This window comes from Rhodocyclus gracilis (assembly GCF_009617575.1).
Taxonomy (GTDB): domain Bacteria; phylum Pseudomonadota; class Gammaproteobacteria; order Burkholderiales; family Rhodocyclaceae; genus Rhodocyclus; species Rhodocyclus gracilis.
Genome location: NZ_WIXJ01000001.1, coordinates 476,221 through 491,539 on the forward strand (window position 1 = coordinate 476,221; position 15,319 = coordinate 491,539).

The 15,319-nt window shown below is 67.8% G+C and carries 12 protein-coding genes; 7 read left to right on the forward strand and 5 right to left on the reverse strand.

Going from position 1 to position 15,319, the window contains the following annotated elements; all coding sequences use genetic code 11:
- The first annotated feature begins 52 nt into the window (after positions 1–52).
- Positions 53–1,531, forward strand: a complete 1,479-nt coding sequence (locus GHK24_RS02170) for a DEAD/DEAH box helicase (RefSeq protein WP_153468233.1) — start codon at positions 53–55, stop codon at positions 1,529–1,531.
- 71 nt (positions 1,532–1,602) lie between these two features.
- Here the strand turns inward: GHK24_RS02170 and GHK24_RS02175 are convergent, their stop codons facing one another.
- The 5 genes from GHK24_RS02175 to paeA are packed head-to-tail and all read right to left on the reverse strand — an operon-like array spanning position 1,603 to position 7,944.
- Positions 1,603–2,484: an HDOD domain-containing protein gene (locus GHK24_RS02175; RefSeq protein ID WP_153468236.1), complete on the reverse strand. Its 882-nt coding sequence runs from the start codon at positions 2,482–2,484 to the stop codon at positions 1,603–1,605.
- 57 nt (positions 2,485–2,541) lie between these two features.
- Complete coding sequence (gene glcF / locus GHK24_RS02180; protein ID WP_153468239.1) at positions 2,542–3,807, reverse strand: glycolate oxidase subunit GlcF; 1,266 nt, start codon at positions 3,805–3,807, stop codon at positions 2,542–2,544.
- A gap of 2 nt (positions 3,808–3,809) precedes the next feature.
- Positions 3,810–5,033 carry a glycolate oxidase subunit GlcE gene (glcE, locus tag GHK24_RS02185; protein WP_153468241.1) on the reverse strand — a complete coding sequence of 408 codons (1,224 nt, stop codon included), beginning with the start codon at positions 5,031–5,033 and terminating at the stop codon, positions 3,810–3,812.
- A complete protein-coding gene (locus GHK24_RS02190) occupies positions 5,030–6,610 on the reverse strand; it encodes an FAD-linked oxidase C-terminal domain-containing protein (protein ID WP_153468244.1) in 1,581 nt (526 codons plus the stop codon). The genes glcE and GHK24_RS02190 overlap by 4 nt, the downstream gene beginning before the upstream one ends.
- A complete protein-coding gene (paeA, locus tag GHK24_RS02195; RefSeq protein WP_153468247.1) occupies positions 6,607–7,944 on the reverse strand; it encodes a polyamine export protein PaeA in 1,338 nt (445 codons plus the stop codon). Before paeA ends, GHK24_RS02190 begins: the two co-directional genes overlap by 4 nt.
- A gap of 302 nt (positions 7,945–8,246) precedes the next feature.
- Here paeA and GHK24_RS02200 point away from each other — a divergent pair, with 302 nt between their 5' ends.
- From GHK24_RS02200 to GHK24_RS02225, 6 genes are all read left to right on the forward strand, one after another.
- Entirely contained in the window at positions 8,247–9,398 is a 1,152-nt protein-coding gene (locus tag GHK24_RS02200) for an efflux RND transporter periplasmic adaptor subunit (protein WP_153468250.1), read from the forward strand.
- 2 nt (positions 9,399–9,400) lie between these two features.
- A complete protein-coding gene (locus GHK24_RS02205; protein ID WP_153468253.1) occupies positions 9,401–12,526 on the forward strand; it encodes an efflux RND transporter permease subunit in 3,126 nt (1,041 codons plus the stop codon).
- Entirely contained in the window at positions 12,523–12,843 is a 321-nt protein-coding gene (locus tag GHK24_RS02210; protein ID WP_153468256.1) for a DUF3240 family protein, read from the forward strand. Before GHK24_RS02205 ends, GHK24_RS02210 begins: the two co-directional genes overlap by 4 nt.
- Positions 12,840–14,300, forward strand: coding sequence for a TolC family protein (locus GHK24_RS02215; RefSeq protein ID WP_153468260.1), 1,461 nt, complete (start codon positions 12,840–12,842; stop codon positions 14,298–14,300). Before GHK24_RS02210 ends, GHK24_RS02215 begins: the two co-directional genes overlap by 4 nt.
- 341 nt (positions 14,301–14,641) lie before the next feature.
- Positions 14,642–14,875, forward strand: coding sequence for a hypothetical protein (locus GHK24_RS02220; protein WP_153468264.1), 234 nt, complete (start codon positions 14,642–14,644; stop codon positions 14,873–14,875).
- A complete protein-coding gene (locus GHK24_RS02225; protein ID WP_153468267.1) occupies positions 14,872–15,225 on the forward strand; it encodes a hypothetical protein in 354 nt (117 codons plus the stop codon). Before GHK24_RS02220 ends, GHK24_RS02225 begins: the two co-directional genes overlap by 4 nt.
- Positions 15,226–15,319: the final 94 nt, after the last annotated feature.

A 15,319-nucleotide genomic window follows, 5' to 3' on the forward strand; every position in this document is an offset into this window, starting at 1 on the left:
TATAATCCGCGCCTCATGTTATTGATCGAACACTTCTTTGAAGGCAGGGCCGATGCGGTTTGACGAACTCGGGCTAGCGCCCGACCTCCTGAAAGCCGTTGCTGAGCAAGGCTATTCAGAACCCACACCGATCCAGGCGCAGGCGATTCCGCTCGTGCTCGAAGGCAAGGATCTGATGGGAGGCGCGCAAACCGGTACCGGCAAAACCGCTGCCTTCACGCTGCCACTGCTGCAACGCATCCTCCCCTTCGCCACCAGCAGCCCCTCGCCGGCCCGCCATCCGGTGCGCATCCTGATCCTCGCGCCGACGCGCGAACTGGCGATCCAGGTGCACGACTCGGTCAAGAGCTACGCCAAATACGTCCCGCTGCGCAGCCTGTGCGCCTACGGCGGTGTCGACATCAAGCCGCAGATTGCGGAAATCCGCCTCGGCGTCGAAGTCCTCGTTGCCACGCCGGGGCGCCTGCTCGACCTCGTCGAGCACCGCGTCATCAATTTCGGCAGCGTGCAGGCGCTCGTCCTCGACGAAGCCGACCGCATGCTCGACATGGGGTTCATCCCCGACATCAAGCGCATCCTCAGCATGCTGCCCGTGCAACGGCAAAGCCTGCTGTTCTCGGCGACCTTCTCGGACGAGATCAAGAAGCTCGCCGACACCATGCTGAAGTCGCCGGTGCTGGTCGAAGTCGCCCGCCGCAACACCGTCTCGGAAACGATCACCCACCGCGTGCACCCGGTCGCCAGCGCCTCCAAGCGCGCGCTGCTGGTGCGCCTCCTGCGCTCCGAAGAGTTCGGGCAGGTGCTGGTTTTTACCCGCACCAAGCTGGAAACGGCGCGACTGGCGCGTGAATTGCAACGCGCCGGCATCGCCGCCGACGCCATCCACGGCGACAAAAGTCAGCTCGATCGCCTGAAAGCGCTGGAAGCCTTCAAGAACGGCACGGCGATGGTGCTGGTCGCCACCGACGTGGCGGCACGCGGTCTCGACATCGATGAACTGCCGCACGTCATCAACTTCGAACTGCCGCATACGCCGGAAGACTACGTCCACCGCATCGGTCGTACCGGCCGTGCCGGTAAGCACGGCAACGCCGTGTCGCTGGTTTCGGCCGACGAAGTGCAGTACCTCGTTGATATCGAGAAGCTCATCAATCTGAAGATCGAGCAGGTTCGCATCGATGGCTTCGAGCCCGAGTCGGACTGGGAATACCCGCCGAGCGGTCACAAGAAGCACGGCCAGCGCCGACTGGCACCGACGGCGCCGAGCGCCCCGCCGAGTGGCCACGGCGCGCGTCCCTCACCGGCCGCGCCGACTGCGGGCGAACGCCGCGAGCGTCCGGCACGCCCCTCCCAACGGTCCACCTCGCGCATCGCCGCCGATGGCTTCGACTTCGACAAGCCTTACGAGCCGAAAACCAGCACCGGCAGCGAAGCCGTCGCCAAGGTGCCGGCACAAAGCAGTCCCGGAACGTCGGCGCACGCACCGCGCCGCGTGGTCGCTGCGCTGCTCGGCGGTCTCGGCCGCAAGTAGGGCCGCCGGCCACTCCGGCGCACTCCACGCCGGGCGATCGACCCATCAGCAGGTGCGGCACAGGCGAGCACTCAGTGCTCCTGATAGCGTTCGAGGATGACGTCGATGAATTCGGCCAGCGCCTCGTCGTGAATACCGAGTTCGTCCGCCACCTCGCCGCGATTGGCAGCCCAATCCGGGCTCGGCAAGGCGCTATTGAGCGCATAAATGTGGATCGCCAATTGCAGGATGGCAATCATCGTGCGCGCCGAATGGTCTTCCAACCGAGAAAAATCGTGGTGGTAGCGAATGGCGTCGCAGACGAATTCCGGCAGTTTCCAGTGCCGGGCGACGAGGAAGCCGACCACCGAGTGATCGGCTGAAAAGCGCTGATCCTCTTCGGCCAGATTCGGCCAATGCCCCGGCTCGTCGAGGCGCAAAGCCTTGCAGTAATCGGGGAAGCGCTGCATCAGCACCGCCACGCCACAGTCGTGGAAGACTCCGGCCAGGTACGCCTGATCCGGGAAGATGTTGCACACCGAGACGCGATCTTCGGCGATCAACATGGCAATCTGCGCAACCGCCCGTGAGCGCGCCCAGAAAGCTTCCAGCGCCGGCATCTGCTGCCCGCCTTTGCCGCCCGCCGAACCTGCCGAAAGCGCGATCGCCCGCACCAGATTGGTCGTCTGCGAGACGCCGACGACTTGCAGGATGCGCACCACAGACGTGAAAGGCTGATGCGCGCGAAACACCGGCGACTGCACGGCCTTGAAGAGCAGCGCCGAAATGCCGGGATCTTCGGCAATGGTCGCCGCCAGTCGTCGCACGTCATCGACGCCACTCGTCACCAGACGGGCCAGTTCGGTAAGGACGCGCGGCTGCGGCGGAATGCGGATGCCCTGATCCATCAGTTGCGTCAGCTTGCGCGCTTCGTCGTCTTCCAGACTGGCGAGGAGACCCTTGTCGATGTTCATTGACGGTAATCCTGAAACGGCAAAAAGACGGCGCAGTCATGATTACCGCGCACAGGGTTAGGGACAGATCACCTCCGCCAGCAATTCGACCCAATGGTGCACCGGAATCGTTGCCGCCGCAGCCAGGTGGTTCTGGCAGCCGACGTTGGCAGTGGCGATAAGCTCGGGCCCACCGACGCTCAGCGCCGCCAGCTTGTCGGCCCGCAAGCGCGTCGACAAAGCCGGCTGCAACAACGAATACGCCCCGGAGGAACCACAGCAGAGATGACTGTCCGCCACCGGAGAAAGTTCATAGCCGGCGGCGAGCAATAGCGACTCGACGACGCCACCGAGTTTCTGTCCATGTTGCAGCGTGCAGGGCGAGTGAAAGGCGATGCGCCGCACGCGTGCCGGAACCGAAGCAGGCATGGCGCGCCGCGCCTCCGCCAGCAGGGCGGCAAGGGCCTCGCGCTCGTCGGCCAGCACTTCGGACACGTCGCGCGCCAACGCTGCCACGCGCGCCGCCTTGGCGGCATACGCCGGATCGCCGGCAAGAATCTTGCCGTATTCCTTGACGTGCGCCGCGCACCCCGAGGCGGTGACGACGATGGCCTCGACCTCGTCGCGAGCAACCCACGGCCACCAGCAATCGATCAGGCGGCGCATGTCGTCGCGCGCTGCCGCCGGCGCGTCGAGGTGATAACGCACGGCGCCGCAGCAACCGGCGCCCGGCGCCTCGAACAGCTCGATCCCCAGACGAGCAAACACCCGCGCCGCCGCACGATTGGTGCGCGGCGTCAAGTGCGGCTGCACGCAGCCGGCGAGCACCAGCATGCGCCGTGCCGAAGTACCCCGCGCCGGCCAGGCCGGCACGCTGGTATCGCGCGGCGGAATCTTGCTCGCCACGGACGCCGGCAACAGCGGCTTCGCCCAGCGGGCGAGCGACAGGGCCGAGGCAAACACGCCACCGCGCGCCAAGGTTTCGCGCAAGACATGACGCCGCGTGCGATCGGCCAAGGGACGAGGCGAACGCGCTTCGAGCACTTCCCGGCCGATATCGAGCAGGCGGTGATAATCGACCCCGGACGGGCACGTCGTCTCGCACGAGCGACACGACAGGCAGCGGTCGAGGTGCAGACGCGTTCGCGCCCCGGCCTCGCCGCCTTCGAGGAGATTCTTGATGAGATAGATGCGCCCGCGCGGCCCATCGAGCTCGTCGCCAAGCAGCTGATAGGTCGGACAGGTTGCCGTGCAAAAACCGCAGTGCACGCAGGTCCGCAAAATGGCCTCGGCCTCCTGGCCGACCGCTGAATCCTTGATGAAGGCTGCCAACGATGTCTGCATCGTCAAAACTCCCGAAACAGACGACCGGGGTTGAACACTCCCGGCGCATCGAAGGCGTTTTTCAGGCGGCGGTGAATGGCCGCCAGAGGCGGCGGCAGGGGCGCGAAGGCGCCGATGGCGCTCTTCAAGGGCGCATCGCCACGAAACAAGGTGGCATGCCCGCCCGCCGCCGCGGCCGCCGCGCGCAAGGCAAGCGGATCGCCATCGCGGCGCCAGCGCAAAGCCCCGCCCCACTCGATCAGGGTTGTCCCTGTAGCCCCCCCGGCAATACCGCCGGGCGCGTCGGTGGTCGACGCAGGCTCCGCGCCATCCGCCGCCGGACGCACGGGCGGTGTCGTGGCCCTCAGTGCCAGCCGCCACAGGGGGAGCGGCTCGGCGCCGACGACGCCGGCAGCGAACTGCCGCGCATCGCCGGCCGGAGCAGTGGCGGAAAAAAACGGGTGCGTCTGCTCGCGCAGACTGCGCCAGAACACCGCCGCCTCATCCTCCGGCAGGTGGCCAACCGCCACGCCGGCAGCACGCAGCTCACGCTGCAAGGCGGCGGCCGACGAGGCGACAGCCGCCGCCGCTCCGGAGAGGCGCAGCGACAGGCGACCGCCAAACCACGCCGAGGCAGAAAGCGGTAAGGGCAGCGCATTCCACGCCGCAAGACGGCGCAGCGCCTCGCCCTCGCCGAGATCGGCAACGAGCGTGCGCTCAGCGACCGGCCGCGGCAGGGTCTTCAGCGACACTTCCGTCACCAGCGCCAGCGTGCCAAGGCTGCCGGCGAGCAGGCGCGGAACATCATAACCGGCGACGTTTTTCATGACCTGCCCGCCAAAGCTGAGCGCGCGCCCTTCGCCGTCGATCAGTCGTACGCCCAGCACGTAATCGCGCAAGGCCCCGGCCTGCGAGCGGCGCGGACCGGACAGGCCGGCAGCCAGCATGCCGCCGACGGTCGCCTGCGGGCCGAAATGTGGCGGCTCGAAAGCCAGCATCTGCCCCTGCGCCGCGAGCGCCGCTTCCAACTCGGCGAGCGGCGTACCGCAGCGCGCGGTGACCACCAGTTCGCTCGGCGAATAGGCGACGATGCCACGATACTCCCGCGTATCGAACACCTCGCCACTGCCCGGCAGCAGAGGCTGCCCATAGAAATCCTTCGAGCCAGAACCACGCAGACGCAGCGGCCGGCCATCGGCGGCGGCGGCGCGCACGCGCTCGCACCAGCGATCATGAATCGCCTTCATCGCGACCCCTCCGTTTTCGTCGCATCGCCCGGTGCAGACGCGCCATCGGCCGGATCGCCCCAGACATCGTGCGTCGCATCATCGGCCGCCGGCGCGCAGCATGGCGTGCCACGCTCGCCCGCCGTCGCCAAACGCGCCAGGCGGTATTCGCGGCAGCGTGCCGGCGTCGGGATGGCCTTGCCCGGATTGAGCAGGCCGGCCGGGTCGAAGGCGCGCTTCAGGCGTTCGAACAGCGCCAGTTCGTCGGGGGTGAATTGCGCGCACATCTGCGTCACCTTCTCGACGCCAACACCGTGCTCGCCGGTGATGGTGCCGCCGAATTCGACCGAGAGTTCGAGGATTTCAGCGCCAAAAGCCTGCGCGCGCTCGAGCTCGCCGGGCTGGTTGGCGTCGTACATGATCAGCGGGTGCAGGTTACCGTCGCCAGCGTGGAAGACGTTGGCACAGCGCAGCCCGTAGCGCCGCTCCATGTCGGCGATGGCCTGCAGCATGCGGCCGACGCTGTGGCGCGGAATGGTGCCGTCCATGCACAGGTAGTCGGGCGTGATGCGGCCGACGGCGGGGAAAGCCGCCTTGCGCCCGGCCCAGAATTTCAGCCGCTCGGCCTCGTTCTGCGAGACGCGGATGGCGGTGGCGCCCGAGGCCGCCAGCACCGCCTGCATGCGCGCCATTTCCTCGGCCACCTCTTCCGGCGTGCCGTCCGACTCGCACAGCAACAAGGCTTCGGCGTCCATGTCGTAGCCGGCGTTCACGAAGGGTTCGACGGCGTGCGTCGCCTTCTTGTCCATCATCTCGAGGCCGGCCGGCAGGATGCCGGCGGCGATGATCGCCGCCACCGCCTCGCCGGCGCGTGTCACGTCGTCGAACGAGGCGAGTGCCACCTGCGCCAGCTCGGGCTTCGGGGTCAGGCGCACGGTGGCCTCGGTGATCAGCACCAGCAAGCCCTCGGAGCCGTTGGCCACGGCGAGCAGGTCGTAGCCCGGCGCGTCGGGCGCGGCGCAGCCGAACTCGACGATCTCGCCGGCGATGGTGAGGCCGCGCACGCGCAGCACGTTGTGCACGGTCAGGCCGTACTTCAGGCAGTGCACGCCGCCGGAGTTCTCGGCGATGTTGCCGCCGATGGTGCACGCGATCTGCGACGAGGGATCGGGCGCGTAGTAGAGGCCGTAAGGCGCCGCTGCCTGCGACACGGCGAGGTTGCGCACACCCGGCTGGACGACGGCGGTGCGCGTCGCCGGGTCGATGGCGAGGATGTTCTTCAGTCGCGCCAGCGAGACGACGACGCCGTCCGGATGCGGCAGCACGCCGCCGGAGAGCCCGGTCGCCGCGCCACGCGGCACCACCGGCACGCCGAGTTCGTGGCAGACGCGCAGGATCGCCCGCGCCTGCGCCTCGTTTTCCGGCAGCGTCACCAGGAGCGGCAGCTGCCGGTAGGCGGTCAGCCCGTCGCATTCGTAGGGCCGCAGCGCTTCTTCGTCGACGCGCAGCGCGTCCTCGGGAAGCACGGCGCGCAAGCGGGCAACGAGCGCCGCGCGGTCGACGGCAAAGCGCGGCGGAGCGAAGGCGAGGCCGCTCATGGATGGGCGGGGCCGGCAACGGAAACGTCGCCATCGCCCTCGCGGCGGACGTCGAGGCGAGTGACCAGCAGCTGGTCGATCTTGTGATTGTCGATATCGAGCACCTCGAAACGGAAACCGGCGTGCTCGACGCTCTCGGTCGGGCGCGGCACGCGGCGCAGCACGTACATCATGAAGCCGGCGATCGTCTCGAATTGGTCGTCGTCGGGGAACGGCTCGATCTGCAAACGCTGTTCGAGATCGCCCACCGGCGTCATGCCATCGACCAGCCAGGAACGCGCGTCGCGCTGGATGATCTGCTCGTCCGCGGGCGTCATCAGCGAATCGCCCATCAGTGTGCAGGTCACGTCGTTCAGGGTAATCAGGCCGACGATCAGACCGTACTCGTTGATGATCAGCGCGAAATCCTCGCGCATGATCTTGAACTGCTCGATGATCTCCGACAAGGTCAGCGTTTCCGGCAGGATCAGCGCCGTATGCAGGGCGCTGTCGCCACGCAGCGACAATGGCTCACCGTTGAGCAGACGGCACAGGATGTCCTTGGAATCGACGTAGCCGACCACCCGGTCAATCGTGCCGGCGCAGACCGGGAACTTGGCATGCGGATGCGCGCTAATCTTGGCGCGAATGCTCTCGTCGCTCTCGTTACGGTCAAGCCAGACGATGCTCTCGCGCGCCGTCATCGTCGACGGCGCCGTGCGGGTTTCCAGCTCGAAAACGTTTTCGATCAGCTGCTTTTCCTGACGCGCGACGACGCCCGCTTCTTCCCCGGCATTGGCCAGCGCGACGATATCTTCCGGCGTGATGTCCTCCGGCCGCGACGGCGGCAGACCGAGCAGGCGGAGGATGTGACTGGCAACGCCGTTGAACACCCAGATCAGCGGCCGCAAGGCTTTCAGGCACAGCACCATGGCCGGCGCGATGCGCAGCGCAATCGCTTCCGGGGCGACGATGGCAATGCGTTTGGGAATCAGGTCGCCGATCAGGATGAAGCTCGTCGTGACCAGCAGGAAGGAGCAGGCGGAGCCGAGAAAACTTGCCGTTTCGGGCGACGCCACATCGACGAATAAACGCGAGAAAACAGGCGCATATGCCCCTTCACCGAGAACCCCGGCAAGAATTCCGACAGCATTGACGGAAATTTGCACGGCGGTAAAGAAATGGCCGGGCTGTTCCTGCAAGAAAAGGACGCAGGCAGCGCGTGGATCGCCCTCGTCGCGCATCTGCTTGAGCTTGAGCTTGCGCGCGGCGGCCAGCGAGATTTCGGAAAATGAAAAAAAGGCACTGGCAGCGACCAGCGCAAAAAAAATCAGCGTGTTTTCGATTGGCGTCATGCAGTTAGCGCAAAAAGCCCCGTGAAATGTGGGCAACGGGGAGACTCTAGCCCGCCGCCCGGGCGAAAGCAAACCGCCCATGCCGACGGCAAGCCACCGCTGTTCCGCCGCCCTACAGCGCCCTCCTGCCGCGCACGGCGGCGCCGGGCGGCGGTCGAACACCCTGCCGACCGCCCGCGACCGCCACGACACAAGCGCCCGCAGTTCCTGCTCTTTGCCACTCAGTTGCCGCTCTCTTCGCTGCCTTAAGACGGACTTAAGCTTCGCCACCTAGACTGCGCGGGCGTTTAGCCGAGGATGCCATGCGAACACTCCTGATTCCCTTTCTGCTCCTGCCCCTGACACTGGCGATGAGTCACGCGTCGGCGGCGGAAACTCCCGCCACGCCGCTGCTGGCGATCTCCGCGCAGCAAGCGAATGCCCTCGGTGTCGCCAGCGAACGGCTGTCGCACGCCGGCAACGGGCTCGCCAGCGGTTTGCCGGCCGAAGTGCGGATCCCGAACGAACAGTTACGCGTCGTCGCCGCGCCCTTGCCGGGGATGGTCGTCGCCATCGACGTCGCGACCGGACAGACGGTGAAGCAGGGACAAACGCTGGCGCGCCTTGCCAGCCCCTCGCTCCTCGCGGCCGAACGCGATTTCCTGCAAGCCGCCCAGTCGGCACATCTGGCCGCGCAAGCCGCGCGGCGCGATGAGCAGCTCTTCAGCGAAGGGATCATCGCCGAAGCCCGCGTCCAGACGACACGCGCCAACCACGAACAAGCAGCGCTGGCGCTGGCCGCGCGGCGTGCCGAACTGCAACTGGCCGGCGTCTCCGACGGCGCCTTGACGGCGCTCGCGCAACAACGGCGGCTGCCGAGCGAGATGCTGATCAGCGCGCCAATTGCCGGCATCGTCCTCGAACAATCGGTGCAGCCGGGGCAACGCGTGGACGCGGCGGCACCGCTCTTTCGCATCGGCAAACTGACGCCGCTCTGGCTCGAGATCGAAACACCGGCCGCACTGGCTTCCACGCTGCGCGAAGGCGCGGCGGTCAGCGTGCCGGCCGTCGGCGCGCGCGGCAAGGTCATCAACATCGGCCGCCAGATCAGCGCCGGCAGCCAGACCGTGACGGTGCGCGCACGCCTCGACGCCGGTGGCGAAACGCTGTCGCCGGGTCAGCGGGTCGCCGCTGACATCGACGTACCGGTGCGCAGCGACGGTTTCCGCGTGCCGCAATCGGCGCTCGTCCGCATCGGCGGCGACGCCTTCGTTTTCGTCGCAGAAGGCGCGGGTTATCGCCCCCTCGCCATCAAGATCGTCGGTCAGGCCGGCGATCAGGTGATCCTGCAATCCGCTCGCCTGACACCGCAGACGCGCATCGCCATCAAAGGCGTGGCGGCGCTGAAGAGCATCTGGGGCAGCGCGGCGGAATCGGCCAGTGCCGCTGCCGGCAAGGCGGGCGAGGCCAAATAACGATGCTCGCCCGACTGATCGAATTCTCGCTGACGCAACGCCTGCTGGCGCTCGTCTTCACTGCGTTGCTCGTCGGCGCCGGCGTCGTTGCCTTCAACACCCTGCCCATCGACGCCTTCCCCGACGTGTCGACAACGCAGGTGAAGATCATCATCAAGGCGCCGGGCATGACGCCGGAAGAGGTGGAAGCACGCATCACCGCGCCCATCGAACAGGAAATGCTCGGCATCCCTAAGCAGCGCATCCTGCGCGCCGTCGCCAAATACGCGCTCACCGACATCACCATCGATTTCGAGGACGGCACCGACATCTACTGGGCACGCCAGCAAGTCGCCGAACGCCTGGGCACGGTCTGGAAAGACCTGCCGGAACACGCCTCCGGCGGGCTGGCGCCGATCACCACGCCGCTCGGCGAAATGTACATGTTCACCATCGAGGGGCCGCTCTCGCTCGAAGAGAAACGCACGCTGCTCGACTGGACGATCCGCCCGCAGCTGCGCACGCTGCGCGGCGTCGCCGATGTGAACTCGCTCGGCGGCTACGCGCGCGCCTTCGAGGTCAAGCCCGACCCGGCGGCGCTCAACGCGCGTGGACTGACGCTCGACGATCTGAAGCGCGCGCTGGAAACCAACAACCGCAACGACGGCTCGGGGCGCATCGGCGAAGGCGAGGAAACGCTGCTGGTGCGTATCGAGGGCGCCATCCACACGCTCGACGACGTGCGCTCGATCGTCATCAAGGGTGCCGACTCTGCCAGCGCGCGCGGCGTCGTGCGCGTCGGCGACATCGCGCAGGTCGAAGTGGGTGCCATCACGCGCTACGGCGCCGTCACCCGCGACGGTCAGGGCGAAGCGGTCGAAGGGCTGGTGCTCGGCCTGCGCGGCGCCAACGCACGCGCGGTGGTCGATTCGGTGCGCGCCAAGCTCGCCGAGATCGCGCCGACGCTGCCGCCCGGCGTGACGATTGAACCGCTCTACGACCGCGGCAATCTCGTCGAACGTGCCGTCGGCACCGTTACCAAGGCGCTGCTCGAAGCCATCGTCCTCGTTGTCCTGCTGCTGCTCGCCTTCCTCGGCCAACTGCGGGCGGCGCTGGTCGTCGCACTGATCCTGCCGCTGTCGGCGCTTGGCACCTTCATCCTGATGAAGCTGTTCGGGCTGTCGGCCAACCTGATGAGCCTCGGCGGCCTGGCCATCGCCATCGGCATGCTCGTCGACGCGGCGGTGGTGATCGTCGAAAACGTCGAAGCGAGCCTGACGCAGGCCGGCGCGACGCGCAAGCTGCCGCTGCAACACGTCATTTACCGGGCGGTACGCGAAGTGGCGGCGCCGGTGGCCTCCGGCATCCTCATCATCGTCATCGTCTTCGTTCCGCTGCTCACCTTGCAGGGGCTGGAAGGCAAGCTCTTCATCCCGGTCGCGCTGACCATTGTCTTCGCGCTGTCTTCGTCGCTGCTGCTGGCACTGACGGTGATCCCGGCCTTCGCCTCGCTGCTGATGAAGCGCGGTGAGCCGCACGAGCCCTGGCTGATGCGCAAGCTCGACGGCCTCTATGCGCCGGCACTCAACTGGGCGCTCGCCCACGCCCGCGCCATGATCGGCGGCGCGCTCGTCCTGCTCGTCGCAGCGGCCGGCGCCTATCTGCTGCTCGGCAAGACCTTCATGCCGACGATGGACGAAGGCGATCTTGTCATGCAGCTGGAAAAGCTGCCGTCGGTCAGCCTCGATCAGACCATCGACATCGACAGCCGCATCCAGCGGGCGATTCTCGAACGCGTGCCGGAAGTAAAGCGCATCGTCGCCCGCGCCGGCTCCGACGAACTGGGCCTCGACCCGATGGGCCTGAATCAGACCGACACCTTCCTCGTCCTCAAGCCCATCGCCGAATGGCGGCGTCCGGACAAGGAATGGCTGACCAACGAACTGCGCGTCGTCATGCAGGATTTCCCCGGCATCACCGCCAGCTTCACGCAGCCCATCGAAATGCGCGTTGCCGAAATGCTGACTGGCGTGCGCGGCGATATTGCCGTCAAGGTCTTCGGACCCGATCTCGATGAACTGGCGCGCCTGTCGACCGCCATCGAAGCGATCCTGAAAGCAACGCCGGGCAGCGAGGACGCCTTTACGCTACGCAACGACGGCGTGCAGTACCTGCGCGTCGCCGTTGACCGCCTCGCCGCAGGCCGCCTCGGCATCGATATCGAAAGTCTGCAATCGGCGCTGAAAAGCCTGGTTGAAGGCCAACCCGCCGGGCTCGTCATCGAACCGGGGCGGCGTACGCCGGTGCTCGTGCGCGGCGAATTCGCCAACGGCAGCGGCGGCATCGCCGCCTTCAGCGCGCTGCGCGTCGCGGTGCCGGGCGGCGGCACGGTGCCTCTGGCGCAGATCGCCACCATCGAGCGCGTCGATGGCCCGGTCAAGATCGACCGCGAAGACGCGCAACGCTACGTCGTCATCCAGTCGAACGTACGCGGCCGCGATCTCGTCGGCTTTGTCGAAGAAGCCAAGAAGACCGTCGCCGCGACGCTGCCACTGCCGCCGGGCTATCGCATCGTCTGGGGCGGCCAGTTCGAGAACCAGCAGCGTGCCTCGGCGCGTCTGGCGATTGTCGTGCCGGTGGCGCTCGGTCTCATCTTCCTCCTGCTGTTCTCGACCTTCGGCTCCTTGCGACAGGCGGCGCTGGTCCTCGTGAACATCCCCTTCGCGCTGATCGGCGGCGTGTTTGCCCTGCTCGTCTCTGGCGAATACCTGTCGGTGCCGGCCTCGGTCGGCTTCATCGCCCTGCTCGGTATCGCCGTGCTCAACGGCGTGGTGATGATCACCTACTTCAACCAGCTGCGCGCGCAAGGGCTGGCGCTGGCCGAGGTGGTCGTCAGCGGCGCCCGCCGCCGTCTGCGGCCGGTACTGATGACGGCGTCGATTGCCGCCTTCGGCCTGCTGCCGCTGCTCTTTGCCAGCGGTCCCGGCTCGGAAATCCAGCGCCCGCTGGCCATCGTCGTCATCGGCGGGCTGCTCAGCTCAACGGCGCTGACACTGCTCTTGCTGCCGCTGCTCTACCGCCGCTTTGGCGAGGCGCCAGTGGCGAGCGCGCCGAGTGAGACCAAACGCTCCCCCGGAGAATCCGCATGAACACCGCGACCACGCCCGACGTCTGCCTGACCCTCGTCGCCGCCCGCGAAATCGAGGAAATGATCATCGACGTCCTGCTCGAACACGACGACATCGTCCGCCGCTTCGGCACGCACCCGCTCGACGCCCATGGCGCCCGCATCGGCTACGCCAGCGTCGCTGAACGCGTGCGGGGCCGCGCCGAACGCAGCCAGTTCGAGCTGTTGATGGCCAACCACGACACGCCCCGCATCCTCGACGCCCTGCGCGCCCGACTGCCGCGTGCCGACATCAGCTACTGGATCACGCCCGTGCTGGCGTACGGGAGACTCGCATGAGCACGCCCCCCCTCGCCGCGACACACCGCCCACGCGCGCGACCACTGACGCTGCTGCTGGCGCTGCTGCTCGGCACGGGCAGCCTCGCCAGTCACGCCGGTGCAGCCGGTCTGGCGCCGGCAACGCGTCTGCCCGTCTCGCCCGCCACGAGCGCCATGACGGCATCAGCCGGCGCGCCGGCAAGCGAAGTCGCCACCGACACCTATCCCGCCGAACTGCCGCCCGCCGCGCAGGCGATCCTCGCCGTACGCCAGTCGCCGCAAGTCGTCGGCGCGCAGATGCAGATCGACGCCGAGATCGAGCGGCGCAACAGTCTCGAAGCCGGGCCGTACGAATGGACGGTGCGCCTTGGCCGGCAACAGCGCCGCATCGACAGCAGCGAAACGCCGTCGACCACGCAGCGCTTCCGCGAGTGGAACGCGGCGCTCGAACGCCCCGTGCGCATGCCGGGCAAAGCGACGCTCGACACCAACATCGGCGACCAGGGCGTCGCCCAGGCGCGTGCCGCACACGCCGACGCCCTGCACGAAACCGCCCGCACGCTGCTCGGCGCCTGGTTCGTCTGGCTGCGCGAAAGCGAAACGGCGCGCCAGTGGCAACAGCAGACCGATTCGCTGCTCGCGCAGCAGCAAGCCACTGCCCGGCGCGTGCAACTCGGCGACGGCGCACGACTGGAATTGCTGCAAGCCGAGGCCGCCGCCGCGCAAGCACGCGCCGCACTGGAGCAAGCCCGCCGCCGCACCGCCGTCGCGGCCGCCGAGCTGCGCGCGCGCTTCCCGGCCATCGTCCTGCCGACGTCGGCGCCCATCCCCGGCCTGCCGCAACCGCCGAGCGGCAGCGCCGGACAGTGGCGCGAGCATCTGCTCGAACACAACCACGAGCTGCGACTGGCGCGCGCCGAAACGCAGCAGGCACGACTCGCCGCCCGGCGCAGCGACGCCGAGCGCGTGCCCGACCCGACCATCGGCGTGCACGTCGGCGGCGAACGCAGCGGCGAAGAACGCCTTACCGGCTTCACCTTGAGCATCCCGCTGCCCGGCGGCGCCCGCTCGGCGAACGCGCGCCGCGACACCGCGCTTGTCGGTGTCGCGGCGCAACGCGAAGCCGCCGTCACCGCCAAGGTCGCCGCCGAGATCGCCTCAGCCTTGGCCGGCGCGGACACCGCCTACGCCGCCTGGCAAAGCGCCGAAAATGCCGCGCGCGGGCTGGAAGACGCCGCCCGCCTGACAGCGCGTGCGCGCAGCCTTGGCGAAGCCTCACTCAACGACGTCCTGCTGGCGCAGCGCTTGGCCAACGACGCCCGTCTGGCCGCCAACAGCGCCCGCCTCGACGCCCAGGAAGCCCGCTGCCGCCTGCTGCTCGACACCCACCAACTCTGGGCCTACGGTGACGAAGGGGACGAGGAAGATGAGTGCGAGGCAGCCGCCGACGCGCAAAACGCCCGCGCCATGCGCTGAGTGGCCGCCAGGAGGCCGCGCGACCTTCTCCGCCGTAGCGAAAGCAGCGAACGCAGCCGAAAGTGCAGCCCTCGCCACCGGGCGCCACCGTGCCTCACCATGCTCCAACGATTCTTCCGTCACGTACGATGCCGTACAGACGCCGCCGCCTCGCGTTCGCGACACTGTCCCGGTCATCGCAGCATCGCCGGTCGCCACCCCATTCACCGGCGGCCGAAATACCGGCGGGGACGCACGCCGCTGGCGTTGCCCCCTCTCCCTGAAACGCGGCCACATCGGCCGAAACGTTTCATCACGCTGTCGCTCGCTCCGGGCTCGCTTCCGGGGCCGGGGAGCCTTCCGTGGGCTATTTCACTGCCGTCATTCCGCCGCCACCGCCGCACGAAACGGCGCTCCCTGCGCTGTCGCAGCTGCGCCGACTGGCCGAAAACGCACTGGTCGTGCTGTTTGTGGCGATCTTCATGGTGCTGCACTGCGCCCCGCTGCGCGCAGCCGACAGCGGTGCTTGCCGCGTGGCAATGGCTGCCGACGCTGCCGACCGTGCGGCGCCAGTGTGCCGGCAAAGCCCGCAATGACCGTCACCTTCCTGCCACCGCCGCCGCGCCGCTTCGCCGCACTACATGGCGCCTGCGCCGACTGGCAGCCGCTCGTTGCAGCGCCTTTGCCTGCCCTCGAAGCGCCTCTGCCAGCCGACACGCCAACGCCGCCGTTAACAGCGCCGCCCGCTGCCAGCACGCTGATCGCGGCAGCACCGATCGCCGAAATCGACATTCCCCCCCTCATCAACGCCGCGCCCAGCGCAGCGAAGACACGCCTCGACGCGCCCCTTGTTGCCTCCGCAGCGCCCGCGCTGGGCGAGGCGACGCCCCGCATTGTGGCCGATGCATTGACACCGGCTTTCAAGACTATCGACACCCGGCCATAACGCCACCAGCGAGTTGCCTTTGCGGCAAGACGCGCCTCGCAAATATTGACAATAGCCACCCAAAAGCAAAGACTATTTCCTCAAAGGAAACAGT

Bases quoted from the DNA above. Each gene is read 5' to 3' on its own strand.
- glcF (WP_153468239.1), bottom strand. From the start codon at position 3,807: ATGCAGACATCGTTGGCAGCCTTCATCAAGGATTCAGCGGTCGGCCAG.
- GHK24_RS02205 (WP_153468253.1), top strand. From the start codon at position 9,401: ATGCTCGCCCGACTGATCGAATTCTCGCTGACGCAACGCCTGCTGGCG.
- GHK24_RS02190 (WP_153468244.1), bottom strand. From the start codon at position 6,610: ATGAGCGGCCTCGCCTTCGCTCCGCCGCGCTTTGCCGTCGACCGCGCG.
- GHK24_RS02210 (WP_153468256.1), top strand. From the start codon at position 12,523: ATGAACACCGCGACCACGCCCGACGTCTGCCTGACCCTCGTCGCCGCC.
- GHK24_RS02200 (WP_153468250.1), top strand. From the start codon at position 8,247: ATGCGAACACTCCTGATTCCCTTTCTGCTCCTGCCCCTGACACTGGCG.
- GHK24_RS02170 (WP_153468233.1), top strand. From the start codon at position 53: ATGCGGTTTGACGAACTCGGGCTAGCGCCCGACCTCCTGAAAGCCGTT.
- GHK24_RS02175 (WP_153468236.1), bottom strand. From the start codon at position 2,484: ATGAACATCGACAAGGGTCTCCTCGCCAGTCTGGAAGACGACGAAGCG.
- GHK24_RS02215 (WP_153468260.1), top strand. From the start codon at position 12,840: ATGAGCACGCCCCCCCTCGCCGCGACACACCGCCCACGCGCGCGACCA.
- glcE (WP_153468241.1), bottom strand. From the start codon at position 5,033: ATGAAGGCGATTCATGATCGCTGGTGCGAGCGCGTGCGCGCCGCCGCC.
- paeA (WP_153468247.1), bottom strand. From the start codon at position 7,944: ATGACGCCAATCGAAAACACGCTGATTTTTTTTGCGCTGGTCGCTGCC.
- GHK24_RS02225 (WP_153468267.1), top strand. From the start codon at position 14,872: ATGACCGTCACCTTCCTGCCACCGCCGCCGCGCCGCTTCGCCGCACTA.